The following is a 23,274-nucleotide window of genomic DNA, read 5'->3' as shown; positions in this document are numbered from 1 at the left end:
TCGGCTTGGCTGGCCGACCGATTCATCACCGCCAGGAACTTGCATGTCCACCCCCCCAGTACCCCGAGAACAGTTTCTCGTCATCAGCGCCATGGGCCGCAGCCCGATGGCGCTCACCAATGTGCTTTGCCGAGCCAGCAACGAGAATCGCTGTGCCGTGGTCAGTACGCGCTTGACCCGCCATGGTGAGTGCTGCGCGCTGGTTCTGGAAATCACCGGAACCTGGGACGCCCTCGCCCGCATGGAGACCGCGCTGCCTGCCCTGGCCAAGAAGCACGAATTCACCACCAATGTGGTACGCAGCGAAGCATTGGAAGTTCGCCCGCAAGCGCTACCCTATGTGGCCTATGTCAGCTCGGTATACCGCCCGGACATCCTCAATGAGCTGTGCCAGTTCTTTATCGACCACCGTGTCGAGCTCGAGAGCCTGACTTGCGACACCTATCAGGCGCCCCAGACCGGCGGCACGATGCTCAACGCGACATTGACCGTCACGCTGCCGGCGGGCACGCAGATCAGCTGGCTGCGTGATCAGTTTCTGGACTTTGCCGACGCGCTGAATCTGGACGCCCTGATAGAGCCCTGGCGCCCGCAGAACCCTTGATAAGGAAACCCGCAAATGCCCGTTGAAGTCGATCAACCCGTTCCTCCCTTCCAGGCTCAGGCCACTGGTGGCATCCAGGTCAGCTCCGAAATGCTGAAGGGCAAGCAGGTCGTGCTCTACTTCTACCCGAAGGACAACACGCCAGGTTGCACCACCGAAGGCCAGGGGTTCCGCGATCTGCACGGCGCCTTCGGCGAAGCCAACACGCAGGTCTTCGGCGTCTCACGGGACAGCCTGAGAACGCATGAGAACTTCAAGGCCAAGCAGGGATTTCCCTTCGAGCTCATCTCCGACAAGGATGAACAGCTCTGCCAACTGTTCGACGTGATCAAGCTTAAGAAGCTCTACGGCAAGGAATACTTGGGCGTAGATCGCAGCACCTTTCTGATCGACCGCGACGGCGTGCTACGTCAGGCATGGCGAGGCGTGAAAGTACCCGGGCATGTCGAAGCCGTTTTGCAGGCTGCTCAGACGCTGCATCTAAAATAAGAGAAAGGCCGGCAAGCCGGCCTTTTTCGTTCTAGCTCACGCTTTCCACGACCGGGACCGTGGGCGGTCTACGCGGCCAGGCGTATAGCACCGCCTTGAACAAGGTCGCCAGGGGTATCGCAAAGAAGACCCCCCAGAAGCCCCAAAGCCCGCCGAACAGCAGAACCGAGCAAATGATGGCCACCGGGTGCAGATTGACAGCTTCGGAGAACAGCAGAGGCACCAGAACGTTGCCGTCCAGCGCCTGGATGATCGCGTAGGCCACCATCAGATAGATGAACTGATCACCCAGCCCCCACTGAAACAATCCGATCAAGGCGATGGGGATGGTCACCACCGTGGCACCGATATAAGGCACCACCACGGACACACCCACCAGCAGCGCCAACAATGCAGCGTAGTTGAGCCCCAGCACTGCGAAGACTGCGTACGACACTGCACCGCATATCAGAATCTCGATCGCCTTGCCCCGAATGTAGTTGGCGATCTGCACGTTCATTTCCTGGGATACCTGCGTGATCAGCGCCCGCTCACGTGGCAGGTAGCCACTCAGCCAGTCACCGATCTGCTGGCGATCCTTGAGGAAAAAGAACACCAGAATCGGTACCAGGATCAGATAGATCATCAGGGTCAGCAGCAACGGCAGACTGGACAGCGACGACGTCAGCACTGTCTGACCGTAGCGGCCTACCTCACCCCGCATGAAATCGATGCCACGCAGCACCTGCTCTTCGGTCAACAGCTGCGGATAACGCTCGGGCAGGAGCAGCAACAGGGACTGCCACTCCACTAGCATCCGGGGCAATTCGTTGAACAGGGTCAGCACCTGCTGCCAGACCAAGGGCACCAGGAACAGCATGCAGACCGTGAGCGCCCCGACGAACATCAGGAACACCAACCAGACAGCCACCAGATGCGGGATCCTGACGCGCTCCAGCGCACCGACCAGCCCTTGCATCAGAAACGCCAGCACCAGCCCTGCGAGGACTGGCGCGAGCATGTCGCCCAGCGTCAGCACCACAGCAAAGGCGACCACCAACAATACAGCCAGAACCACGGCCTCCTCGTCCGAGAAATAGCGATGGATCCAGCTGCGTAGTACGTTGAGCATATCTTTCCTTAGAAACTTCAGGCCTTGCGCAGCCAGTAACGATAGAGGCCATCGCCGGCTTCTTCACGCAACAGCGCGTGACCGGACAACTTGGCGAAACTGCGAAAATCCCGCTGCGAGCCCGGATCGGTTGCGGTGACCTTCAATATCTGGCCGCTGGCCAGTCGATTGAGTTCAAGCTTCGCCTTCAGCAGAGGCATCGGACATTGCAACCCGACGGCGTCCAGCTCGGCATCGCAGACGGTGTCGGGCACACTCTGTTGGATCATATTGGTCTCCTTGAAAGAAGCGCAGGATACCGACCTGCCCCCGCCCCTGGCCAGTTACCCTGGCACAAGGCTACAGTAACGTTCCTGCTTTCAAGAGCCAGTCTGGATGAAATTGCTGCGCCCTACTCTGCTGACGCTGGCATGCCTGATCGGGCAGCCAGCCGTGGCCAATGATCTACCCTCCCTCGGCGACTCCAGCTCGGGCATCGTCTCGCCGGAACAAGAACACCAACTCGGCCGTGCCTGGCTCAGCCTGTTGCGCGGGCAGGTCCCGCAGCTGTCGGATCCGCTGCTGAAGGACTACCTGGAACGCAGCGTCTACCGGCTGGCCGAGAGCAGTCAGCTACAGGATCGCCGGCTGGAATTCGTGCTGCTCGACAGCCCGCAACTGAACGCCTTCGCCGCACCGGGCGGCATTATCGGCGTCAACGGCGGCTTGTTTCTGCATGCCCAGACTGAAGCAGAATACGCCTCGGTCCTGGCACACGAATTGGCGCACTTGTCCCAGCGCCATTTCGCCCGCGGCCTGGAAGAGCAAAAACGCATGCAGCTCCCATTGATGGCGGCAATGCTCGCTGGGGTGGTAGCGGCTGCCGCTGGCGCGGGTGACGCCGGCATCGCCGCGATCGTTTCCACCCAGGCCGCTGCGATCCAGGCACAACGACGCTTTTCCCGGCAGAACGAACAGGAAGCCGACCGCATCGGTATCCTCAATCTCGAACGAGCCGGCTATGATCCGCGCGCCATGCCGCAGATGTTCGGCCGCTTGATGCGCCAGTATCGTTATGACCAGAAACCGCCGGAATTCCTGTTGACCCACCCGGTTACCGAGTCACGTATCGCTGATACCAAAAACCGCGCCGAGCAGTACCCCACGGGCGGCGTTGAGGACAGCCTGCGCTACCAACTGATGCGCGCGCGAGTGGATCTGAAGTTCGAGACCACGCCGGGCGTCAGCGCCAAGCGCTTCCGGGCCATGCTCAGCGAAGATGAAAACCTCGACGCGGCCCGCTACGGCCTGGCATTGGCCCAGATCAAGAGCGGCCAGCTCAAGGAAGCTGCCGACAATCTCCAGCCATTGCTGGCGAAGGAGCCAGATGACGCCACCTACAACCTGGCTCAGGTTGAATTGGACATCACCGCCAACCGCCTTGCCGCCGCGCGCGCGCGCACCCAAACGCTGCTCCGCCTGTATCCCGGCAGCTACCCCGTGCGCCAGACAAACATCGATCTGCTGATCAAGGAAAACAAGCTGCAGGAGGCCGAGCGGGAACTGGATGCCTTGGTTGAAGCTCGCCCCAAGGATCCGGACATCTGGTATCAGGTTTCGGAGATCCGTGGGCTCACCGGAAACATCATCGGCTTGCATCAGGGGCGTGCGGAATATTTCGCACTGGTCGGCGACTACGACCAGGCCATCGAACAGCTGGACTTCGCCAAACGTCGCTCGAGCAACTTCCAGACAGCCGCACGTATCGACGCTCGGCAGAAGCAGCTGATCGAAGAGAAGCGAATGGTCGAGGACATGCTGCGCTGAATCATGCGGCGCCGAAAGGCGCCGTTTGCAAAGCTACGGATGCCGTTACCTCAGGCGTTGCCAGCCTGCTTGATACGCGCGGCCTGGGTGAAATCCAGCATGCGCTTGAGCGGTTTGATCGCGCGTGGAATCAGCGCTGGATCGACAAAGATCTCGTTGCTGCCGGTGCGCAGACAAGCCAGGGTGCGTTCAAGCGTATTCATCGCCATCCACGGGCAATGGGCGCAGCTGCGACAAGCGGCGCCGCTGCCCGCCGTTGGCGCCTCGATGAATTCCTTGTCTGGGCAGAGCTGCTGCATCTTGTAGAAAATGCCGCGGTCGGTGGCGACGATGAAGGTTGGATTGGCCAGCGTCTGCGCCGCCTTGATCAACTGACTGGTGGAGCCGACGGCATCCGCCAGCGCAATGACCGATTCAGGCGACTCGGGATGAACCAGAACGGCAGCATCCGGATACAGCGCTTTCATATCCTCCAGCTGTTTCGCCTTGAACTCTTCGTGGACGATGCAGGCGCCATCCCACAACAGCATATCGGCGCCGGTCTCCCGCTGCACATAGCTCCCAAGATGCTTGTCGGGTGCCCAGATGACCTTTTCGCCGTTGTCCATCAGACTCTCGACGATTTCCAGCGCACAGCTTGAGGTCACCACCCAGTCAGCCCGCGCCTTCACCGCCGCGGAGGTGTTGGCATAGACGACCACGGTGCGCTCGGGATGCTGATCGCAGAACGCGGAGAACTCCTCGACCGGGCAGCCGAGATCCAACGAACAGGTGGCATCCAGGGTGGGCATCAGCACGCGCTTTTCAGGGTTGAGAATTTTTGCCGTCTCACCCATGAACTTGACGCCAGCAACCACAACCGTCTGCGCAGAATGCTCATTGCCGAACCTGGCCATTTCCAGCGAGTCGGAAACACAGCCACCGGTCTCCTCGGCTAGCGACTGGATTACCGGATCGGTGTAGTAATGCGCCACGAGTACCGCGTTCTGCCGTTTCAACTCGACGGCAATATCATTGCGCAATTGCGCTTCCTGTTCGGGCGTCAGCGGCTTTGGCTGCTTGGCCGCCAGATGAGCCTGCACAAGAATACGTTCGGGTATCTGCGTCATGTTCGCGGTCCTGCAAAGCTCGTTATTGCACGAAGCGCCGAGCATACCCGGTCAACCGGATGGCTCGGACGAGGCAAAAGGGAGAGGTAGCGCGATATGCAGACTTCACCTTCGTGCCCGCTCAAGGGGCAAGAATACTAGCCGAAGCCTTTGCAAAAGGGAAAGCGAGGGGGTGCCAGGCCATGCATTCTGGGTTGCCCAAATGAAAACCGCCGGCATCAGCCGGCGGTTTTGTTCATGTCACCGCTCGTATTTGAGCATGTGGCCACGTTCTTCCAGGTTGATGTGCCATTGCATGGCCTCACGCAGCATGTGGGGCGTCTGGCCACCCCGATCGCATGCGCCGTCGAAATACTGATTCAGCGCCTCGCGGTAGGACGGATGCACGCAGTTGTCGATAATCACGCGTGCACGCTCGCGCGGTGCCAGCCCACGCAGGTCGGCCAGCCCCTGCTCGGTGACCAGGATTTCCACGTCGTGTTCGGTGTGATCGACATGCGCAACCATGGGCACGACGCTGGAAATGTTGCCGCCCTTGGCAATCGACTTGGTCACGAAGATGGCCATGTTGGCGTTACGAGCGAAGTCGCCCGAACCACCGATGCCGTTCATCATCTTGGTACCGCCAACATGCGTCGAGTTGACGTTGCCGTAGATGTCGAACTCCAGCGCGGTGTTGATTCCGACGATGCCGAGACGACGCACCAGCTCCGGATGGTTGGAGATCTCCTGCGGACGCAGCACCAACTTGTCCTTGTACTTCTCCAGATTACCGAACACGCGATCGTTGCAGCGCTCGGACAGCGTGATCGAGCAGCCCGAAGCAAACTTCATCTTGCCGGCATCGATCAACTCGAAAGTGCAATCCTGCAGCACTTCGGAATACATCACCAGATCTTCGAACGGCGAATCGATCAGGCCACACACCACAGCGTTGGCGATATTGCCAATACCGACCTGCATCGGACCGAGGTTGTACGGCAAACGGCCAGCCGCCACCTCCTTCTTGAAGAACTCAACCAGGTGATTGGCGATGGCCTGGGTTTCTTCATCCGGCGGTGTGACGGTGGAATAGGAATCTGGATGTTCGGTAATAACGATAGCGGCGATCCTGGCCGGATCGATCGGAATAGCGGTCGTGCCGATGCGGTCGTCTACCTTTGTCAGCGGGATCGGACCGCGGTTTGGACGCTCGCCTGGGAAGTAGATGTCGTGCAGCCCTTCCAGGTTCGGATTGTGCGCGTAGTTCAGCTCGACAATAACCTTATCGGCGAAGACCGCCAGGTTAGCTGAGTTGCCCACAGAGGTAGTCGGAACGATATGACCCTGTTCGGTGATGCTCACCGCCTCGACAATGGTGACGTCCGGGCGCTTGATCTGGTTGTTGCGCATTTGCTCGACGGTGTGAGAAAGGTGCTGGTCGATGAACATGACCTCGCCCTGATTGATCGCCTTGCGCAGGGTCGCATCCGCCTGGAATGGCCCACGGCGAGCTAGCAGACCTGCCGCCGCCATCTTGCCGTCCAAGTCGTTGCCGAGACTGGCACCGGTAATCAAGCTGATCTTCAGCTTCTCATCCTTTGCCCGATCGATTAGTGCCAGAGGCACTGCCTTGGCCTCACCTGCGCGGGTAAAGCCGCTCATGCCGACGGTCATCCCGTCCTGGATAAGAGTAGCGGCCTCATGGGCGCTCATGACCTTGCTCTGCAGAGAGGACAAGCGAATGCGATCGGAATACATGTGAGCCTCAAACCAACGGACAATCGGGAGGTCGCAGTCTATTACGTTTGTTCTAAACCCATTCACAGACCAAGGTCGTAGTGAAAAACGATAAAAATCGAGGGATAAAACCGTTTCGCATCGCGGATGACGGGCATAAAAAAGCCGGATGACCAATCGGTATCCGGCTTTTGCCCGCTTGGGGAATATGGTGGGTCGTGTAGGATTCGAACCTACGACCAATTGGTTAAAAGCCAACTGCTCTACCAACTGAGCTAACGACCCAATGCGGGGCGCATGATACTGATTTGATTGATTAAATCAACTTTTTTAGGAAAAGAATTTAGAAATAGCGAGTCGGATCCGTGACGCCAGCTTCTTCGAAGCCCGCCGCGCGCAAGCGGCAACTGTCACACTTGCCGCAGGCGCGCCCCTCGTCGTCGGCCTGATAGCAGGAAACGGTCATGGCGTAATCGACCCCCAGCCGGACACCGGCACGAACGATCTCCGCCTTGCTCAGGTTCTGCAAAGGCGCGCGAATGGCAAAGCCTTGCCCTTCTACCCCAGCCTTCGTGGCGAGGTTGGCCATGCGTTCGAACGCTTCCACGAATTCAGGCCGGCAGTCGGGGTAACCAGAGTAGTCGACTGCATTGACCCCAATAAAAATGTCCCGAGCACCCAGCACCTCTGCCCACCCCAGCGCCAGCGAAAGAAATACGGTATTGCGGGCAGGCACATAGGTGACAGGGATTCCCTCGCCCGTCTCTTCCGGCACCGCGATGCTGGCATCGGTAAGCGCCGAGCCGCCAATACCATCGAGATTCATGCCGATGACCTTATGCTCGATCACGCCCAACTGTCGAGCGACGCGCTCTGCAGCCTGCAACTCGGCGCGATGGCGTTGACCATAATCGAAGCTCATGGTGTAGCAGGTGTGTCCTTGTGCCTTGGCCATCGCAACTACGGTTGCAGAATCGAGCCCGCCAGAGAGAAGAATCACGGCTTTCTTGTCAGTCATTACACCTACCTATCGAAAACAACGGCGCACCATGAAAAAACGAAGGGCGCTCCCAACGAATCAATGACCGGGTGCGTCGGCCCAAAGGATCTTATGCAGCTGAAGCTGCAGTCGCACCGGGAGGTTGTCACTGACGATCCAGTCGGCCAGCGAGCGAGCATCGACTTGACCGTGACTGGGCGAAAACAGCACTTCGCCCACACGGGCGTCCAGCCTGTATTCGATGAGTTTGGACACAGCCCAGTCGTAATCCTCGCGCGAGCAGATCACGAACTTCACTTGGTCATTGCCTGTTAGCTGACCGATATTCTCGTACAGGTTTCGCCCCATTTCGGCGGAGCCCGGCGTTTTAAGGTCAACGACTCGGCTCACCCGTTCGTCTGTACCGGAAATATCCAGCGCGCCGCTGGTCTCCAGGGACACCTCGTAGCCGGCATCACAGAGGCTGCGCAACAGAGGAAGGCAATTGGGTTGAGCCAGGGGCTCACCGCCAGTGACGCAGACGTAGCGAGGTTTAAAGGAAGCGACCCGCTTAAGAATCGCCTCGAGCGGCATGACCTGACCGCCGCTGAACGCGTAGGCTGTGTCGCAGTATTGACAGCGCAGGGGGCAGCCGGTCAGGCGGACGAATACAGTGGGCAATCCACTGGTACGCGTTTCCCCCTGCAACGAGTAAAAGATCTCGGTAATTCGCAGGGTATCTTGCATTATCAGCCACGGGCGTGACGGCTAAACAGGCCATCCGCCTCCGTTGCGGGAAAGGGGCGGCGATTCTAACGAAAAAACCCGCCAAGGGGCGGGTTTTGTTCAACAGCCGCGACCGGCATCGGGCTTATCGATTCAGCTGACGCTGAGCCAACTGCGCTGCCGAGCTATTCGGATAATCAGCAATGACCTGACGCAGAATGCCGTTGGCCTTGTCCCGGTTGCCCAGACGTATCTCGACGTCAGCCAGCTTGTACAGCGAATCCGGCACCTTATTGTGCTGCGGATACGCCTGACTGACCTTGGCAAAAGCCTGGCCGGCTGCCTGCAGATCGCCCTTGGCGAGGTTCACCTCGCCCAGCCAATACTGCGCATTACCGGCGTATGGACTGCTGGGATACTTGCGCAGGAAGGCGGAAAAAGCCTGGCTGGCCTTCTCGAAATCCTTTGCCTTGATCAGATCAAATGCGGCGTCGTAGTACAGCTTCTCCTTTTCAGGATCAGCCGACTGACTACTCGCCGCGCCTTGCATTGGAGCGCCTGCTGGCACCCGTACAGACTCGCCGACATTCGTTGCATCGGCGGTTGAAGAATTCTGGCTAGCCGATCCACCTGATGAGGCGCTCGACAAGCGACTGTCCAAATCCTGATAACGCTCCAGCCCTTCTTGCTTCAAGCGCTGGATCTCGTTCTGCTGCACTTCCAGCATACCGCGCAGCTGCGCGATCTCTTCCTGCATCTGCTGCAGCTGAACGAAGAGCATACCCTGCGCCGAGGACGGAGCAGACGCTCCGCCCCCGACATAGGCACCGCCCGTATCCGCCCCGGAGGAGTAACCCGACTCAGGCGCACCACCTTGGGTTTGCGAGTCGTATTCCACCACCGGGACCTGGGCTGCCGCGAACAGCGGCAGACCAAGTGCAATAAGCGTCAGCGCGTAACGGTGCTTGAGCATGGCTTATTACTTACGCAGTTCAACGCGACGGTTCTGGGCCCAGGACTGCTCGTCGTTGCCCATGGCAACCGGACGCTCTTCGCCGTAGGAGACCAGTTCCAGCTGAGCAGGAGACACGCCCTGCAGAACCAGGTAGCGCTGAACAGCCTTGGAACGACGCTCACCCAGAGCCATGTTGTACTCGCGAGTACCACGCTCGTCGGTGTGGCCTTCCAGCACTACACGGTTGCCCGCGGACTTCAGATCCTTGGCATGAACGTCCAGAGCGCGCATGGCCTCCGGCTTCAGGTCAGAACTGTCGTATTCGAAGTAGAAGGTAGTGATGGCGCGCAGAGCGGCTTCTTCGCCACTCATGCTGCCGTCGACGGCACCGCTGTCAGCGCCATAGCCAGCGTTCGGATCAATGGCGGATGAACCTTCGCCAGAGTCATCGCCACCCTTGGACGAACAACCAACAGCTACGGCCATAGCCAGAGCCAGCGCAGCGAACTTACCGAATTTCAGCATTTCCATGTGTAACAACCCCAGGTGTGTGTTTTTGGTTAGGTAAAGCGTTGATACCGCATCAGTTCAGGTAAGGGGACCACGATGGCTCACGGACTTCGCCTTGAGCAGTAGGAAGCGGGAGCCTAACTCGACCATTAATGGATGCGAGCATCAAGACTCCCCGGCCCTGCTGGCGGGTCGCGTAGATTAGCATGGTGCCATTAGGCGCAACAGTAGGCGACTCATCTAAACTCGTGTCAGAGAGCAGCCGCAAATTGCCGCGCTGCAGGTCCTGCGCCGCTACCTTGAAGTTGGTATAGCCCTCCTGACGATGAATCATGACCAAGGTCTTCTCGTCTGCGGAGAGTTTCGGATTGGCATTGTAGTTGCCCACGAAGGTAACCCGTTCGGCATTGTTGCTACCCAGACTTTGCTTGTAGATCTGAGGTTTGCCGGCACGATCCGAGGTGAAGTAAATAGTCCGACCGTCAGCGCCCCAGAAAGGCTCCGTATCGATCGCATAGTGATTGGTGAGCCGCTGCAGCTGGCGCGACCCGAGGTCCATCACATAAATCTCCGGGTTGCCATCTTTCGATAGCACGAATGCCAGACGATTGCCATCCGGTGAGAATGCCGGCGCACCGTTGAGCCCTTCGAAATTGGTGACCTGCTCACGACGACCGGTATCGATGTGCTGCATGAAGATGCGGGGGCGTTTCTGCTCGAACGAAACGTAGGCAATACGGCGGCCATCCGGCGAATAGCGTGGTGACAGAATCGGCTCTCGAGATTGCAGCAAGGTCACCGCGCGCGCGCCATCGTAGTCGGAACGCTGCAACGTGTAGCGCGTGTTTGCCCCCCCAAGGCGTTCAACGGTGACGTAAAGAAGCCGTGTCGAAAATGCACCCTTGATGCCTGTGAGCTTTTCAAAGGCCTGATCAGCAGCGTAGTGCGCCATGTCGCGCAGTTGGTCCTGCGCGCCACCCACGGTGCCCGTCATGACCTGCTGCTCAGTGGTGACGTTGAACACCTCGTAGCGTATCTGCAGCTTGCCGGCGGAGGGCTCGATATTGCCAACCACGACGTACTGAGCACCCAGCGCCTTCCAGTCACGAAAAATGATCTCACTGCCGCGAGTTGGCAAGCTGATCATGTTCTGCTTCGGGATCGGCTGGAAGACGCCGGTATTGCGCATGTCGTTGCCGATGATTTCGGCCATGTCTTCAGGCAGTACAGTACCGCCTTGCCAGCCAAACGGTACGACCGCGATCGGAATCGCGCGATCGGTACCACTGGTAACCACAATATTCTTTTCCTGCGCCACGGCACTGCCCAGCACAAATAAAAGAAGAACGACAAAACCTCGAAGGTAATTGATCACAACGCTAGATCCTCAGGCGTAAATGTCATCATGAACGAGCGATACGGCTGAAACTCCTGAGCAGAAAGCCCCTGCATCTCGGTCAGCCGACCAATATTCTTTACTGCTGCGACCGCGGAATTATCGAAGGGCGAATCACCGCTCGAACGCGAAACCGTCACCCCGGTAATGGTGCCATCCGGCAGCATGTTGACCCGTAGCGTAACCGACATGTTGTTTCGTGCCGATGGCGGCCGAGTCCAACCCTCTGCAGCACGCATACGAATCAGATCATCGAAGTTGCCGGCCACCTGATCGCCCTGCGTATCCGCCATGGCCTGTTGCCGCTCCGTATCTTCGGACAGCAGCTCGGCCAGCGCTTGCGCTTTCTTATCTTCAGCCGCCTTGCGGGCGGCCTCGGCGGCAGCTTTTTTCTTCGCCTCTTCCGCCGCTTTTTTCTTTGCAGCTTCGGCTGCCGCTTTTTTCTTCGCGTCTTCCGCCGCTTTCTTTTTCGCGGCCTCGGCAGCTGCCTTCTTCTTCGCGTCTTCCGCAGCCTTCTTCGATTCTTCAGCGGCTTTTTTCTTCTCCGCCTCGTCGGCTGCCTTTTTCTTGGCAATATCCGCCTGTTTCTTCTGCTCGGCCTTTTTAGCCTCTTCGGCCTTCTGAGCTTCAGCAGCCTTCTTGGCGGCATCGGCCTTCGCTACCTCGGCCTTTCGAGCCTCCTCGGCCTTTTTTTGTTCCGCAGCTTTAGCCGCAGCCTGCTTTTGCTGCTCGACCTTGCGCTGCTCCATCTGCTCGGTTTCGTACTGCTTGGCAGCGGTTTTCTGCGCCTCGCCGGCAATCTTCTGGTTGGTCTGGGTTTTCGCCTGGCTTTGGGATTTGAGTTGATACAGGGTGGCCTGAACGATCGGCTTGGACGGTGGTAACTCGGGCGTCATGGCGAAGCTGACGAACAGCATGCCAAAGATGATGACGTGCAAGCCCACCGCCAGAATGGTGGGCCAGTAGAGGCTCTCAGAGCGCGAACGTTCCGACTGTTGCATCAAGGCGCCTCGGTGATCAGGCCGACGTTACCCACACCGGCTTCCTGCAGTCCACCCATGGCCGACATAACCGACCCGTAATCCACTGCCTTATCGCCGCGCACGAAGACTTGCACCTGCTTACCCTGGCTGCGGTTCTGGTTCATGATCGCAGTGACCGCCTTGGTCATCTCGTCGAGCGTCAAGGCCTTGTCCTGCGCGGTTTCGGTGTCCACCTCGCTACCGATATTCCAGTAGTAGGTCTTATCCGCCTTGATCGAAATGGTCAACACGCGCGCATCGTTATCCTGAGGCAGGACTTCGCTGCTGACCTTGGGCAGGTCCACCTTCACGCCCTGATTGAGCATCGGCGCGGTCACCATGAAGATCACCAGCAGCACCAGCATCACATCGATGTAGGGCACCACGTTCATCTCAGCGACAGGTTTGCGTCTGTTGCGAATTCTTGCCATGGCCTGTGGGCCTCAATCTTCTGTGGTGTGGACTTTGCGATGAAGGATCGCCTGGAACTCATCGGCGAAGGTGTAATAGCGGCCGATGAGCATTTCGCCACGCGCCGAGAAGCGGTTGTAGGCGATGACCGCTGGAATCGCTGCGAACAGACCGATGGCAGTGGCGATCAGCGCCTCGGCGATACCTGGCGCCACGGTGGCCAAGGTCGCCTGCTGAACCTGCGCCAGGCCGCGGAAAGAGTTCATGATGCCCCAAACGGTACCAAACAGGCCGATATAGGGACTGGTGGAGCCGACAGTGGCGAGGAACGGCAAACTCTGATCCAGCTTCTCTTCCTCACGGGAAATGGCGACGCGCATCGCGCGGTTCACACCATCCATCACTGCATCTGGATCCACGCCCTGCTGCTGGCGCAGACGGGAAAATTCCTTGAAGCCGGCCCGAAAGATCTGCTCGACGCCGGAATCCGGGTCCGGGTTGCTGCCCGCCTGGCGATACAGCTTGGAAAGATCGATTCCCGACCAGAAACGTTCCTCGAAGGTATCCAGCGAACGCTTGGCGGCCCGCAGCATGTTGCCGCGCTGAAAGATGATGATCCATGAAGTCACCGAGGCGCCCACCAGGATCAGCATGACCAGCTGAACCACAAAGCTGGCGTTGCTGATCAGGCTCCACATGGACATATGATCGACGTTGGCTTCCACGCTTACTCTCCTGCTGGGGGTAGACCCGACCCGGCGAAAGCTGCACGCAGCGCTTCGGGAATGGGGCGGGGTTTCAAACTCTCGGTGCGCACACAGGCCACCACGAACTGCCCTTCGCAGAGCAGCAGATCATCCTTCGCTCGCCGCACCTGCTGTTTGAAACGCAGGCTTGCACGCTTGGTCTCTACCACTTCGGCGGACACCAGCAATTCATCGTCAAGCCTCGCTGGCGCGTGGTAACGCGCTTCGCTGGAATGCACGACGAACAGCAGGTCTTCACCCACCAGCTGCGACTGGGCGAAACCCAGGCTGCGCAACCGCTCGGTACGGGCCCGCTCCATGAACTTGAGGTAATTGACGTAGTAAACGATGCCGCCCGCATCGGTGTCTTCGTAGTAGACGCGACACCGGTGAGAGAACGGTTGAGCATGTGATTCCGCGCGCATACTAGTGCCAGGCCCTGCAAATGCCAATTGGGTGAAACAACAATATTTTTGTCACGCTGTGTCATTGTCGAAAAGGTCGCCTACTGGCGAATCGCCCAGGCGTTTCGGCAGGTTCAGACCGAAATGCAGATAGGCGTGACGAGTGACCACTCGCCCTCGCGGTGTGCGCATGATGTAGCCCTGCTGAATCAGGTAGGGCTCGAGAACATCTTCGATGGTATGACGCTCTTCGCTAATCGCCGCCGCAAGGCTGTCGATGCCGACGGGGCCACCATCGAACTTCTCGATCAGGGTCAGCAGCAGTCGCCGATCCTGATGATCCAGGCCACGCTCGTCGACATCGAGCATGTTCAAGGCAAGATCTGCAGTCCCCTGGGTAATTTCGCCATTGCCGCGAACTTCAGCGAAGTCGCGAACTCTGCGCAGAAGCCGGTTGCCGATACGCGGCGTACCGCGGGCGCGACGGGCTATCTCTAGCGCGCCGGCGGCTTCGATAGGCAAGCCGAGGATGCCCGCGGAACGTGTAACGATCGTTGCCAGATCGGCGGTGGAGTAGAACTCGAGACGCTGTACGATTCCGAAGCGGTCGCGCAGCGGATTGGTAAGCATACCGGCACGCGTGGTCGCACCAACCAAGGTGAACGGCGGCAGGTCGAGCTTGATCGAACGCGCCGCCGGCCCCTCTCCGATCATGATGTCGAGTTGAAAATCCTCCATCGCAGGATAGAGCACTTCCTCCACGATGGGTGACAGGCGATGAATCTCGTCGACGAAGAGGACGTCGCCTTCCTCCAGGTTGGTCAGCAACGCAGCGAGATCGCCCGGACGCTCGAGAACCGGCCCTGATGTGCTCTTTATCGATACACCCATCTCTTGGGCAATGATATTGGCCAGGGTGGTTTTGCCGAGCCCTGGCGGGCCGAAAATGAGCGTGTGATCCAAGGCCTCCTTGCGCGCCCTGGCGGCACGGATGAACAGATCCATCTGTTCGCGCACGACCGGCTGCCCGATGTAGTCAGCCAGACTCAGCGGGCGGATGGCGCGATCGAACTGCTCTTCGCGGTCACGGCCGGTAGCGGTAATCAGACGATCAGCTTCGATCACTAGACCATTCCCTTGAGTGCACGGCGGATCAGGTCTTCACTGCTCAAATCGTCTTCCTGTACGGCGGATACTGCACGACTGGCCTCCTGAGGTTTGAAGCCCAGGGAAATCAAGGCACTCACAGCATCATTCTCGGCGCTTGAGACTGCCACAACTCCACGAGGTTCCACCACCAAGGTAGCGATGGACGGCATGGTTTCCCACGCCTTGAAGCGATCCTTGAGTTCAACCAGTAAACGTTCGGCTGTCTTCTTGCCAACGCCGGGAATCTTCACCAGCACGGAGGTATCCTGTGCCTGGACACAGCGCACAAGCTCGTCCACCTCAAGCCCGGACATCAGCGCCAACGCCAACTTGGGACCCACGCCGTTGAGGCGAATCAATTCTCGGAACAGCTCGCGATCGCGCTTCTCGGCGAATCCGTATAACAGGTGCGCGTCCTCACGCACTACCAGATGGATGTGCAACGTCACCGTCTCGCCTATTGCAGGCAGACGATAAAGCGTGGTCATCGGCACCTCGACCTCGTAGCCAACGCCGTTCACGTCCAATATCAAGTGAGGCGGCTGTTTTTCAGCCAGGGTCCCGCGCAAACGTCCAATCACTGTGATACATCCTCTTTCGGCCGATAGTACGCAAGCAGACCGGTTGTTCTTTTTTGTCAGCCCCTAGCGCGCCAGGCATGGGCATTACAGCCGCAGGCGCCCGCTTCGACGCTTGGCGCCGCTCAGGCCATGTGGAATCAGGCTCTGCCGATGATGGGCGTGACACAAGGCGATCGCCAGCGCGTCGGACGCATCGATCTGCGGCTTCTGCACCAGTTTCAGTAGATGCATGACCATCATCTGTACCTGCTGCTTGTCGGCCCCACCCGTCCCGGCAATGGCCTGTTTGACCTGAGTGGCAGTGTATTCGGCGATCTCCAGTCCCTGTTCCGCGGCAGCCACGATTGCGGCGCCACGTGCCTGCCCCAGCTTGAGCGCGGAATCCGCGTTGCGGGCCATGAACACCTGTTCGATACCCATGGTGACCGGGCCGTGCAAGCGGATCACCTCGCTGACGCCGGTAAATACCGCCTGCAGCCGGGCCGATAACTCACCGCTACCGGTGCGGATACAGCCTGATGCCACATATTCGCAGTTGCGACCGGTATCGCGTACGACGCCGTAGCCGGTGATTCGTGAGCCAGGGTCGATCCCCAGGATAAGCGTCATGCGATCGCCATTACTGTCTATTTATCCAGCCACCAGTATAAGGAGCTCCATGTGCCGCGACCAGCGACATAACGAACAGCCATGGCCGAACCGGCAAAAAGCCCAACAAAAAGCCGGAAGCTCCGAAGTCGCTTCCGGCTGCGTTGCTGCCAGCGGATCAGTCCAGCTGTTCCATGATCTCATCTGGAATTTCAGCGTTGTGGTAGACGTTCTGCACGTCGTCCAGATCTTCCAACGCATCGATCAGACGCAAGACCTTCTGGGCCGTGTCCAGGTCGCTCAGCGGTGCGGCGATCGAAGGAATCATGGCGATATCCGCCTCCTCAGCCTTGAAGCCTGCGGCGCTCAGCGCTTCGTTGACTGCATGGAAATCGGCGAAACCGGTCGACACTAGGGCGGAGCCGTCCTCACCCATTTCCACATCGTCGGCACCGGCTTCCAGCGCGGCTTCCATCAGCGCATCTTCGTCTACGCCCGCGGCAAAGCTGATCTGACCTTTTCGATCGAACATGTAGGCGACCGAGCCGTCGGTACCTAGATTGCCGCCGTGCTTGCTGAATGCATGACGGACTTCCGCCGCGGTACGGTTACGATTGTCGGTCATGGCCTCGACGATGATCGCGACACCGCTGGGCGCATAGCCTTCATAGGTCAGCTCCGCCATGTTGTCGGCTTCGTTGGTACCGGCACCACGGGCAATCGCGCGATCGATGGTGTCGCGGGTCATATTGGCGACCAACGCCTTGTCCACCGCAAGGCGCAGGCGCGGGTTGTCCGCAGGAATCCCTCCACTCTTCGCCGCAACGGTCAGCTCACGAATGAGCTTGGTGAAAATCTTGCCGCGCTTGGCGTCCTGGCGCCCCTTGCGGTGCTTGATGTTGGCCCATTTGGAATGACCAGCCATAACTGCCTCCCTTTCTGATCAACTTTTTCATCTTGCTGAAACCAAGAGCCCAGGTTTCCCTGGGCTTCGGCGCCGCCGTCACTCGGCTTTCGGCTGCTCACGCAGGCGAATGTGCAACTCGCGCAACGCCTTGGCATCAACCGCCCCAGGGGCCTGGGTCATCACGTCCGCAGCACTCTGGGTTTTCGGGAAAGCGATGACTTCGCGAATCGACTGCGCGCCGGTCATCAACATCACCAGGCGATCGAGACCGAACGCCAGGCCGCCGTGCGGCGGCGCTCCATACTTGAGAGCGTCGAGCAGGAAGCCGAATTTCTCGTCCTGCTCGGCCTCGTCGATCCCCAAGATGCGGAATACGGTCTGCTGCATTTCCTTGCGATGGATACGAATCGAACCGCCGCCCAGCTCAGTACCGTTGAGCACCATGTCATAAGCCCTCGACAGCGCGCCGGCGGGATTGGCCTCGAGCTCTTGCGGCGTGCACTTAGGCGCGGTGAACGGATGGTGCAGCGCGGAAAGCGACCCGTCATCGTTCTCCTCGAACATCGGGAAATCGACCACCCACATAGGCGCCCACTCACAGGTCAACAGCTTCAGGTCGTGACCCAGCTTGATTCGCAATGCGCCCAACGCTTCGGAGACGATCTTGGCCTTATCAGCGCCAAAGAAGACGATATCCCCATCGACCGCACCGACGCGATCGAGGATGACGTTGAGCTTGTCCTCCGGAATGTTCTTGACGATCGGAGACTGCAGTCCCTCGACGCCTTTGGCGCGCTCGTTGACCTTGATATAGGCCAGACCCTTGGCGCCGTAGATGCCAACGAACTTGGTATAGTCGTCGATCTGCTTGCGCGGCATGCTCGCACCGCCCGGTACGCGTAGCGCAGCAACACGGCACTTGGGATCATTGGCCGGACCGCTGAATACCTTGAACTCGACCTGCTGCAACTGATCGGCGACGTCGACCAGCTCCAGCGGAATGCGCAGATCCGGTTTGTCGGAGCCGTAACGGCGCATGGCTTCTTCGAACGGCATGTGCGGGAACTCGCCGAACTCAACGCCCAGCACCTCCTTGAACAGCTTGCGAACCATGCCTTCGGTGATGCCGATGATGTCGGACTCTTCGAGGAAGCTGGTCTCGATATCGATCTGAGTGAATTCCGGCTGGCGGTCGGCACGCAGGTCTTCATCGCGGAAACACTTGGCGATCTGGTAGTAACGATCGAAGCCGGCGACCATCAGCAACTGCTTGAACAGCTGCGGCGATTGAGGCAACGAGAAGAAGGTCCCAGGATGAGTGCGGCTGGGCACAAGATAGTCACGCGCGCCCTCAGGCGTCGGGCGGCCGAGGATAGGCGTCTCGACATCTAGAAAGCCGTTCTCGTCCAGGTAGCGGCGGATACTGGTGGTGATGCTCGAGCGCAGCTTGAGCTTTTCAGCCATTTCCGGGCGGCGCAGGTCGATGAAACGGTAGCGCAGGCGGGTTTCCTCGCCGACGTCGCTGTATTCGTTGAGGGGGAACGGTGGGGTTTCCGCTTCGTTGAGCACTTCCAACTCATACCCCAACACTTCGATCGCTCCCGATGCCATGTTCGGGTTGACCGCACCGGCCGGACGCAGGCGCACCTTGCCGGTGATCTTGATGACGTACTCGCTGCGCACCTTGTCTGCTGTAGCGAAGGTCTCGGCACGATCGGGATCGAACACCACCTGTGCCAGCCCCTCACGATCTCGCACATCGAGGAAGATGACCCCGCCGTGGTCGCGACGGCGGTGAACCCAGCCGCAAAGAGTGATTTCCTGGCCGTCCAGGCTTTCGTTCAACTGGCCGCAATAGTGGCTGCGCATCATGGTGAGGTTCGCTTCTCGTATCTTGGAAATTCGTTGGATCGCTCGATTCGCGACTGGACAGACGGCGTCATCGTGGCGCTGCGCCTGGATGTTGCTCGTCGGCATTGAAAGGCAGAGCAACCGGCACAGAGCGCGGCTCTACCCCCGCGGTAAACAAGCCGCCCGACACAAGCGCGGGATTATATCTACATAATCGTTTCGACGCAGCCGCCGGCGATAGTCTTGCCCAATGGAAGCGATCATCGACGGAAGTTGAAACCAACCGCACCCGATAGCTTCAAACCAACAGCCTGCTACTCGCGACGTAGCGCCACTCGCCGCAGGCATTCATTTTCTGGCATAACTGCAACCCACTCATCAAACGGGAGAAAAACCATGGAAATCAATATTGGTATTGCCGAGCAGGACCGCGCAGCTATCGCGGACGGTTTGTCCCGGCTGCTGGCCGACACCTACACGCTTTATCTGAAGACGCACAACTTCCATTGGAATGTGACGGGACCGATGTTCAACACCCTGCATACCATGTTCGAGACTCAATACACCGAACTGGCCGTCGCCGTGGATGACATTGCCGAACGCATCCGCGCCTTGGGCTTCCCGGCTCCAGGCACCTATGCGGCTTATGCAAAGCTGTCGTCGATCAAAGAGCAGGACGGTATTCCAACTGCTGAAGAGATGATCAAACTACTGGTTGAAGGACAGGAGGCGGTCGTGCGTACTGCGCGCGGCATTTTTCCGCTGCTGGAAAAGGTCAGCGATGAACCCACCGCAGATCTTCTGACTCAACGCATGCAGATCCACGAGAAAACCGCCTGGATGCTGCGCAGCTTACTGGCTGCTTGATACGAGACGGCGAACTACCTGCACCTCGGATAGTCGCGAAGGCGGCTATCCGAGGCAAACCAACCAAGCGCCCCTTCCAGCAACCCAACCCGCGCCCCCCGTCATATTCCCCTCACCGCAAGCCATTTGAGTGGCGCCCTCCTTTACTGTTAAATACGCGCGCCGCAGGCGGGCACCATCAAATACGAGCGATCACTGCCCCACGCTCAGTTTCTATTTGCCCAACGCCTGCTGCTTTCTGTCGTGCCATTTAACTGTGAGTTATTCGAATGCTTAAAATTATCCATGTGTTAGTGGGCGTTGCGGCTCTGGCGCTGTCATTCATACCCAGCCTCACCGGCGCAATATCGCCCCTGCTGCAGCCCGACGCATTGTGTCTGCTGTTCCTGGGTCTGCTGAACGTACAGTTCGCCTCATCTGCACAGCTGAACATAAGCGGGCGTCGCCGCCCCGTTCTTCTGGCCGCAGCGGTACTGCTGATCGCCGCGGTCGTGATTCAGGCTGCAATATTGCTGGTTCCCGTCGCTGCCATTGCAGGCCAGCCAGCCATGCTTGTCAGCCTCATGCTGACCTTTGTTGCCGTACTGCTACAACTGGCCACCGCGCAAGCTACAGACGTGCGCGCAACCGGCCACATCCCAGCCCCAAAGGCCACTAAAGGTCAGCCCAAGCGCGCCGCGTCGCCCGCCCCCGGTCGCGAGACAGGCACGGTCAAATGGTTCAACACCTCGAAAGGTTTTGGCTTTATTTCAAGAGACAGTGGCGACGATGTCTTCGTCCACTTCCGGGCGATTCGAGGCGAAGGCCATCGCGTACTGGTTGAGGGCCAGCGCGTCGAATTCGCCATCATGATGCGCGACAAAGGTCTCCAGGCCGAAGACGTGGTCGCCACCCAGTCAGGCGAATGACCCGCCGCGTCAGATCCTTATCAATCTGGCGCTTTAGCTTCCGCCGCAACCTTGCTAATAGTGCGGCGGAGGCGCCTCATCCTCGTCGCCACCCATTCTGCTCTGTATCTCTTCCTGCCGCCTGGCCAGCATGCCCAACTGCGCCTGCAGTCGCTCGACCGTACGCTGCTGCGCAATCAGCACATCGTTCAAGGTCTGAATCGTATCGTCCTGAAACGCAAGGCGCGCCTCGAGATCGGTGATGCGTTGCTCCAGCTCCATAAAGTCACTCCGCAAAACGGAAATTGTCAGTGAGCACTAATTTCAGCTTCTGCCTGATAGCGTCAACCTGCGCGTCACTATACGGGCTCGCCGGATGATGTCCCCAGACAGGCGCTGGCCAGGCAACGTCACCCCGACGCCTGGCGATCACGTGCATGTGCAGCTGATTAACCATATTACCCAGCGTCGCGACGTTCATCTTGTCCGCGCCAAAGGTGTCTTTCAGTGTCTCGGCCAAGGCCGTTACCTCTCGCCACAGCGCCTGCTGATCCGCCGGATCCAGCTGAAACAGCTCACTGACCTCTTCGCGACGCGGTACGAGAATGAACCAGGGGTAATTTGCGTCATTCATCAACAGCAAGCGGCATAACGGAAAATCGCCTAGATTTAACGTGTCCTGCTCCAGCCGTGAATCGAGAACGAACATAACGGCACTCCTGCTCATATCGAAAATCAGCGCAACCACGATGCTGCGCATAACACCGGTTTAAAGAATACCCCAACGCCCCGCTAGCAACAGCAAGCCGAGGCGCACCAAGCCTGAGCACGGCCAACACACCGAAGCCCAGATTTAGAGCGAGCCAGCCGCTATGGGCAGCAAGAATCGCGGTGAACATCAGCTTTGCATTTTTGTGCACGGTTATTGCTTTGAAGTAAAAAAAGCACTAAACGAGGGGGGAGAAAAACACAAATAGCTGGGTTAAGCTTGCTGGCGCTAGTTTCCCCAGCTACACAGTAATTCTCGGAAACAAAATTCCAGGGCTTGCTGCAGGTTTCGACCAGCTAGGAAACAAGGACTGAAATTGAGCTTGTATACCGAAAATAAAGATGCCTCTTTCCGGCGCACGCAGGAAAGCAAGCACCAATTTGAAACCAAAGGAGCAATCACGATGAAAGTGATGAAGTGGAGCGTAATCGCAATGGCCGTTGCGGCCGGTACGTCGCAAATGGCATTGGCGTCCAGCCAGTCCGAGTCGGAAGGCTTTGTGGAAGGCAGCAGTCTGACAATCCTGAATCGTAACCTGTATATGAACCGTGATGCTCGCGACAACGGCTTCGGTGGTACCCCTGCCGCCAATGGCCAGAGCTATCGCGAAGCGTGGGGCCACGGCTTCATCGGCACCTTCGAATCCGGCTTCACTCAAGGCACCGTCGGCGTCGGCGTCGATGCAATTGGCCTGCTGGGCGTCAAGCTTGACAGTGGCGAAGGTCGTGCTTGGCCGGACATATTCCCACGGGACAGCGAAGGCAAGCCGCAGGACGACTATTCCTCAGCCGGCGCAGCAGTCAAATTCCGCGTTTCAGACACCGTACTGAAGTACGGCACTCAGTTCGTGGCCCTGCCGGTCTTTTCAACCGATGACGCCCGCCTGCTGCCGGAAACCGCGCGCGGTGGCCTCATCACCAGCAGCGAGATCGATGGGCTCGAGTTGAACGTCGGTCGCTTTACTGCACTGAGCGCCAAATCTGAAGCAGACCATGACTCCGTAGGACTAAAAGAGATCAACCTCGTCGGCGGCACCTACGCGTTCAGCGACAGCCTCAGCACCTCGCTGTACTACTCGGACGTAAAGGACGCTTTCGAGAAGTTCTACGGCAACGCCAATTACAACATGGGCCTTGGCGCAGACCAATCGCTGGCTTTTGACTTCAACATCTACCAGACCGAATACGATTCGGAGTTCACCGGTACTGGTAGCGACGAAGACAACACCATCTGGAGCCTTGCTTCTACTTACGGCATTGGCGCTCATAAGTTCACAGTCGCGTATCAAAAGTCGCATGGCGGCTACAATACCAATGGCTATGTCTATGGCGTAGACGGTGGCGGCACCGTTTGGCTAGGCAACTCAGTCCAATACTCCGACTTCTACTATGAAGACGAGCAGTCCTGGCAGGTCCGTTATGACCTAGACATGGCTGCCTACGGTGTTTCTGGTCTTAGCTTCATGACCCGCTACGTGAGCGGTAGCAACATCAACATGGGTGCTGGCAACTCCGACGCTGAAGAACGCGAATGGGATATGGAAGCCAAGTATGTCTTCCAAGAAGGCCCTGCCAAGGATCTTTCCCTGCGCGTACGCCAGGCGTTCTATCAGGCCACCAATGGCCTGGATAACGACCTGAGCGATACCCGTCTGATCGTCGAGTACCCGCTGAGCATCCTGTAATACA

General features: G+C 58.6%; 25 protein-coding genes, 1 tRNA gene and 2 pseudogenes. 7 read left to right on the top strand and 21 right to left on the bottom strand.

Features of this window, described 5'->3' with window-relative positions:
* Positions 1-43: 43 nt before the first annotated feature.
* The gene (locus tag ACL0K2_RS20525) at positions 44-604 is read left to right on the top strand and encodes a glycine cleavage system protein R (protein ID WP_025241081.1); all 561 of its coding nucleotides are present in this window, start codon (positions 44-46) and stop codon (positions 602-604) included.
* Positions 605-619: 15 nt separating this feature from the next.
* On the top strand, positions 620-1,093 hold the full coding sequence (locus tag ACL0K2_RS20520; RefSeq protein ID WP_239609787.1) for a peroxiredoxin: 474 nt from the start codon (positions 620-622) through the stop codon (positions 1,091-1,093).
* 31 nt (positions 1,094-1,124) lie between these two features.
* Here the strand turns inward: ACL0K2_RS20520 and ACL0K2_RS20515 are convergent, their stop codons facing one another.
* Together ACL0K2_RS20515 and ACL0K2_RS20510 are read right to left on the bottom strand one after the other, a co-directional pair.
* Complete coding sequence (locus ACL0K2_RS20515) at positions 1,125-2,204, bottom strand: AI-2E family transporter (protein ID WP_045162818.1); 1,080 nt, start codon at positions 2,202-2,204, stop codon at positions 1,125-1,127.
* 17 nt (positions 2,205-2,221) lie between these two features.
* Positions 2,222-2,473, bottom strand: coding sequence for a sulfurtransferase TusA family protein (locus ACL0K2_RS20510; RefSeq protein ID WP_413043309.1), 252 nt, complete (start codon positions 2,471-2,473; stop codon positions 2,222-2,224).
* 106 nt (positions 2,474-2,579) lie between these two features.
* Between ACL0K2_RS20510 and ACL0K2_RS20505 the strand changes: the two genes are divergently transcribed.
* Positions 2,580-4,010 carry a M48 family metalloprotease gene (locus tag ACL0K2_RS20505; protein WP_045162820.1) on the top strand — a complete coding sequence of 477 codons (1,431 nt, stop codon included), beginning with the start codon at positions 2,580-2,582 and terminating at the stop codon, positions 4,008-4,010.
* A gap of 50 nt (positions 4,011-4,060) precedes the next feature.
* Here the strand turns inward: ACL0K2_RS20505 and nadA are convergent, their stop codons facing one another.
* From nadA to aspS, 17 genes are all read right to left on the bottom strand, one after another.
* The gene (gene nadA, locus ACL0K2_RS20500; protein ID WP_413043307.1) at positions 4,061-5,119 is read right to left on the bottom strand and encodes a quinolinate synthase NadA; all 1,059 of its coding nucleotides are present in this window, start codon (positions 5,117-5,119) and stop codon (positions 4,061-4,063) included.
* Between the two features lie 240 nt (positions 5,120-5,359).
* Positions 5,360-6,859 (bottom strand): acetyl-CoA hydrolase/transferase family protein, encoded by a 1,500-nt coding sequence (locus tag ACL0K2_RS20495; protein WP_413043306.1) that lies wholly within the window; start codon positions 6,857-6,859, stop codon positions 5,360-5,362.
* Between the two features lie 188 nt (positions 6,860-7,047).
* Positions 7,048-7,123 (bottom strand) — tRNA-Lys (locus tag ACL0K2_RS20490).
* 58 nt (positions 7,124-7,181) lie between these two features.
* Positions 7,182-7,856 (bottom strand): 7-cyano-7-deazaguanine synthase QueC, encoded by a 675-nt coding sequence (gene queC, locus ACL0K2_RS20485; protein WP_413043305.1) that lies wholly within the window; start codon positions 7,854-7,856, stop codon positions 7,182-7,184.
* A 60-nt stretch (positions 7,857-7,916) separates the two neighbouring features.
* Complete coding sequence (gene queE / locus ACL0K2_RS20480; RefSeq protein WP_045162826.1) at positions 7,917-8,564, bottom strand: 7-carboxy-7-deazaguanine synthase QueE; 648 nt, start codon at positions 8,562-8,564, stop codon at positions 7,917-7,919.
* Positions 8,565-8,688: 124 nt separating this feature from the next.
* Positions 8,689-9,516, bottom strand: a complete 828-nt coding sequence (ybgF, locus tag ACL0K2_RS20475) for a tol-pal system protein YbgF (RefSeq protein WP_045162827.1) — start codon at positions 9,514-9,516, stop codon at positions 8,689-8,691.
* Positions 9,517-9,522: 6 nt separating this feature from the next.
* On the bottom strand, positions 9,523-10,029 hold the full coding sequence (pal, locus tag ACL0K2_RS20470) for a peptidoglycan-associated lipoprotein Pal (RefSeq protein ID WP_045162828.1): 507 nt from the start codon (positions 10,027-10,029) through the stop codon (positions 9,523-9,525).
* Positions 10,030-10,081: 52 nt separating this feature from the next.
* Complete coding sequence (tolB, locus tag ACL0K2_RS20465) at positions 10,082-11,341, bottom strand: Tol-Pal system beta propeller repeat protein TolB (protein WP_413044498.1); 1,260 nt, start codon at positions 11,339-11,341, stop codon at positions 10,082-10,084.
* Between the two features lie 38 nt (positions 11,342-11,379).
* On the bottom strand, positions 11,380-12,405 hold the full coding sequence (tolA, locus tag ACL0K2_RS20460; RefSeq protein ID WP_045162830.1) for a cell envelope integrity protein TolA: 1,026 nt from the start codon (positions 12,403-12,405) through the stop codon (positions 11,380-11,382).
* Entirely contained in the window at positions 12,405-12,857 is a 453-nt protein-coding gene (tolR, locus tag ACL0K2_RS20455) for a protein TolR (protein WP_413043304.1), read from the bottom strand. The genes tolA and tolR overlap by 1 nt, the downstream gene beginning before the upstream one ends.
* A gap of 12 nt (positions 12,858-12,869) precedes the next feature.
* Positions 12,870-13,562 carry a protein TolQ gene (tolQ, locus tag ACL0K2_RS20450; protein ID WP_025241068.1) on the bottom strand — a complete coding sequence of 231 codons (693 nt, stop codon included), beginning with the start codon at positions 13,560-13,562 and terminating at the stop codon, positions 12,870-12,872.
* 2 nt (positions 13,563-13,564) lie between these two features.
* Positions 13,565-14,008 (bottom strand): tol-pal system-associated acyl-CoA thioesterase, encoded by a 444-nt coding sequence (gene ybgC / locus ACL0K2_RS20445; protein ID WP_239609804.1) that lies wholly within the window; start codon positions 14,006-14,008, stop codon positions 13,565-13,567.
* A 51-nt stretch (positions 14,009-14,059) separates the two neighbouring features.
* Positions 14,060-15,112: a Holliday junction branch migration DNA helicase RuvB gene (gene ruvB / locus ACL0K2_RS20440; protein ID WP_045162833.1), complete on the bottom strand. Its 1,053-nt coding sequence runs from the start codon at positions 15,110-15,112 to the stop codon at positions 14,060-14,062.
* Positions 15,112-15,717, bottom strand: coding sequence for a Holliday junction branch migration protein RuvA (gene ruvA / locus ACL0K2_RS20435; RefSeq protein WP_025241065.1), 606 nt, complete (start codon positions 15,715-15,717; stop codon positions 15,112-15,114). Before ruvA ends, ruvB begins: the two co-directional genes overlap by 1 nt.
* An 84-nt stretch (positions 15,718-15,801) precedes the next feature.
* Positions 15,802-16,326 (bottom strand): crossover junction endodeoxyribonuclease RuvC, encoded by a 525-nt coding sequence (gene ruvC, locus ACL0K2_RS20430; RefSeq protein ID WP_045162834.1) that lies wholly within the window; start codon positions 16,324-16,326, stop codon positions 15,802-15,804.
* A gap of 157 nt (positions 16,327-16,483) precedes the next feature.
* Entirely contained in the window at positions 16,484-17,230 is a 747-nt protein-coding gene (locus ACL0K2_RS20425; protein WP_045162835.1) for a YebC/PmpR family DNA-binding transcriptional regulator, read from the bottom strand.
* 78 nt (positions 17,231-17,308) lie between these two features.
* Entirely contained in the window at positions 17,309-19,084 is a 1,776-nt protein-coding gene (gene aspS / locus ACL0K2_RS20420; protein ID WP_045162932.1) for an aspartate--tRNA ligase, read from the bottom strand.
* 375 nt (positions 19,085-19,459) lie between these two features.
* Between aspS and ACL0K2_RS20415 the strand changes: the two genes are divergently transcribed.
* The 3 genes and pseudogenes from ACL0K2_RS20415 to ACL0K2_RS20405 all read left to right on the top strand — a co-directional run.
* The gene (locus ACL0K2_RS20415; protein WP_045162836.1) at positions 19,460-19,930 is read left to right on the top strand and encodes a Dps family protein; all 471 of its coding nucleotides are present in this window, start codon (positions 19,460-19,462) and stop codon (positions 19,928-19,930) included.
* Between the two features lie 269 nt (positions 19,931-20,199).
* Positions 20,200-20,469, top strand: a pseudogene (locus ACL0K2_RS20410) (cold shock domain-containing protein membrane protein); the annotation flags it as partial.
* A gap of 156 nt (positions 20,470-20,625) precedes the next feature.
* Positions 20,626-20,838, top strand: a pseudogene (locus ACL0K2_RS20405) (cold-shock protein); the annotation flags it as partial.
* Between the two features lie 54 nt (positions 20,839-20,892).
* On the opposite strand, the gene ACL0K2_RS20400 reads toward ACL0K2_RS20405, so the two are convergent.
* Positions 20,893-21,099 carry a SlyX family protein gene (locus ACL0K2_RS20400; protein WP_045162838.1) on the bottom strand — a complete coding sequence of 69 codons (207 nt, stop codon included), beginning with the start codon at positions 21,097-21,099 and terminating at the stop codon, positions 20,893-20,895.
* A gap of 4 nt (positions 21,100-21,103) precedes the next feature.
* Positions 21,104-21,526, bottom strand: a complete 423-nt coding sequence (locus ACL0K2_RS20395; protein WP_045162839.1) for an HIT family protein — start codon at positions 21,524-21,526, stop codon at positions 21,104-21,106.
* A gap of 463 nt (positions 21,527-21,989) precedes the next feature.
* On the opposite strand from ACL0K2_RS20395, the gene ACL0K2_RS20390 reads away from it, so the two are divergent.
* The gene (locus ACL0K2_RS20390; RefSeq protein WP_239609869.1) at positions 21,990-23,270 is read left to right on the top strand and encodes an OprD family porin; all 1,281 of its coding nucleotides are present in this window, start codon (positions 21,990-21,992) and stop codon (positions 23,268-23,270) included.
* Positions 23,271-23,274: the final 4 nt, after the last annotated feature.

This window comes from Pseudomonas sp. YJ42, from assembly GCF_047225135.1.
Taxonomy (GTDB): Bacteria; Pseudomonadota; Gammaproteobacteria; order Pseudomonadales; family Pseudomonadaceae; genus Stutzerimonas; species Stutzerimonas stutzeri_E.
Note: the sequence above shows the minus strand (reverse complement) of the source record. Positions and strands in the feature narration are given on the sequence as shown.

Excerpts from the sequence above, each read along its gene's own strand:
- ACL0K2_RS20525 (WP_025241081.1), top strand. The coding sequence starts at position 44 with ATGTCCACCCCCCCAGTACCCCGAGAACAGTTTCTCGTCATCAGCGCC.
- ACL0K2_RS20520 (WP_239609787.1), top strand. The coding sequence starts at position 620 with ATGCCCGTTGAAGTCGATCAACCCGTTCCTCCCTTCCAGGCTCAGGCC.
- ACL0K2_RS20515 (WP_045162818.1), bottom strand. The coding sequence starts at position 2,204 with ATGCTCAACGTACTACGCAGCTGGATCCATCGCTATTTCTCGGACGAG.
- ACL0K2_RS20510 (WP_413043309.1), bottom strand. The coding sequence starts at position 2,473 with ATGATCCAACAGAGTGTGCCCGACACCGTCTGCGATGCCGAGCTGGAC.
- ACL0K2_RS20505 (WP_045162820.1), top strand. The coding sequence starts at position 2,580 with ATGAAATTGCTGCGCCCTACTCTGCTGACGCTGGCATGCCTGATCGGG.
- nadA (WP_413043307.1), bottom strand. The coding sequence starts at position 5,119 with ATGACGCAGATACCCGAACGTATTCTTGTGCAGGCTCATCTGGCGGCC.
- ACL0K2_RS20495 (WP_413043306.1), bottom strand. The coding sequence starts at position 6,859 with ATGTATTCCGATCGCATTCGCTTGTCCTCTCTGCAGAGCAAGGTCATG.
- queC (WP_413043305.1), bottom strand. The coding sequence starts at position 7,856 with ATGACTGACAAGAAAGCCGTGATTCTTCTCTCTGGCGGGCTCGATTCT.
- queE (WP_045162826.1), bottom strand. The coding sequence starts at position 8,564 with ATGCAAGATACCCTGCGAATTACCGAGATCTTTTACTCGTTGCAGGGG.
- ybgF (WP_045162827.1), bottom strand. The coding sequence starts at position 9,516 with ATGCTCAAGCACCGTTACGCGCTGACGCTTATTGCACTTGGTCTGCCG.
- pal (WP_045162828.1), bottom strand. The coding sequence starts at position 10,029 with ATGGAAATGCTGAAATTCGGTAAGTTCGCTGCGCTGGCTCTGGCTATG.
- tolA (WP_045162830.1), bottom strand. The coding sequence starts at position 12,405 with ATGCAACAGTCGGAACGTTCGCGCTCTGAGAGCCTCTACTGGCCCACC.
- tolR (WP_413043304.1), bottom strand. The coding sequence starts at position 12,857 with ATGGCAAGAATTCGCAACAGACGCAAACCTGTCGCTGAGATGAACGTG.
- ybgC (WP_239609804.1), bottom strand. The coding sequence starts at position 14,008 with ATGCGCGCGGAATCACATGCTCAACCGTTCTCTCACCGGTGTCGCGTC.
- ruvC (WP_045162834.1), bottom strand. The coding sequence starts at position 16,326 with ATGACGCTTATCCTGGGGATCGACCCTGGCTCACGAATCACCGGCTAC.
- ACL0K2_RS20425 (WP_045162835.1), bottom strand. The coding sequence starts at position 17,230 with ATGGCTGGTCATTCCAAATGGGCCAACATCAAGCACCGCAAGGGGCGC.
- aspS (WP_045162932.1), bottom strand. The coding sequence starts at position 19,084 with ATGATGCGCAGCCACTATTGCGGCCAGTTGAACGAAAGCCTGGACGGC.
- ACL0K2_RS20415 (WP_045162836.1), top strand. The coding sequence starts at position 19,460 with ATGGAAATCAATATTGGTATTGCCGAGCAGGACCGCGCAGCTATCGCG.
- ACL0K2_RS20400 (WP_045162838.1), bottom strand. The coding sequence starts at position 21,099 with ATGGAGCTGGAGCAACGCATCACCGATCTCGAGGCGCGCCTTGCGTTT.
- ACL0K2_RS20395 (WP_045162839.1), bottom strand. The coding sequence starts at position 21,526 with ATGTTCGTTCTCGATTCACGGCTGGAGCAGGACACGTTAAATCTAGGC.
- ACL0K2_RS20390 (WP_239609869.1), top strand. The coding sequence starts at position 21,990 with ATGAAAGTGATGAAGTGGAGCGTAATCGCAATGGCCGTTGCGGCCGGT.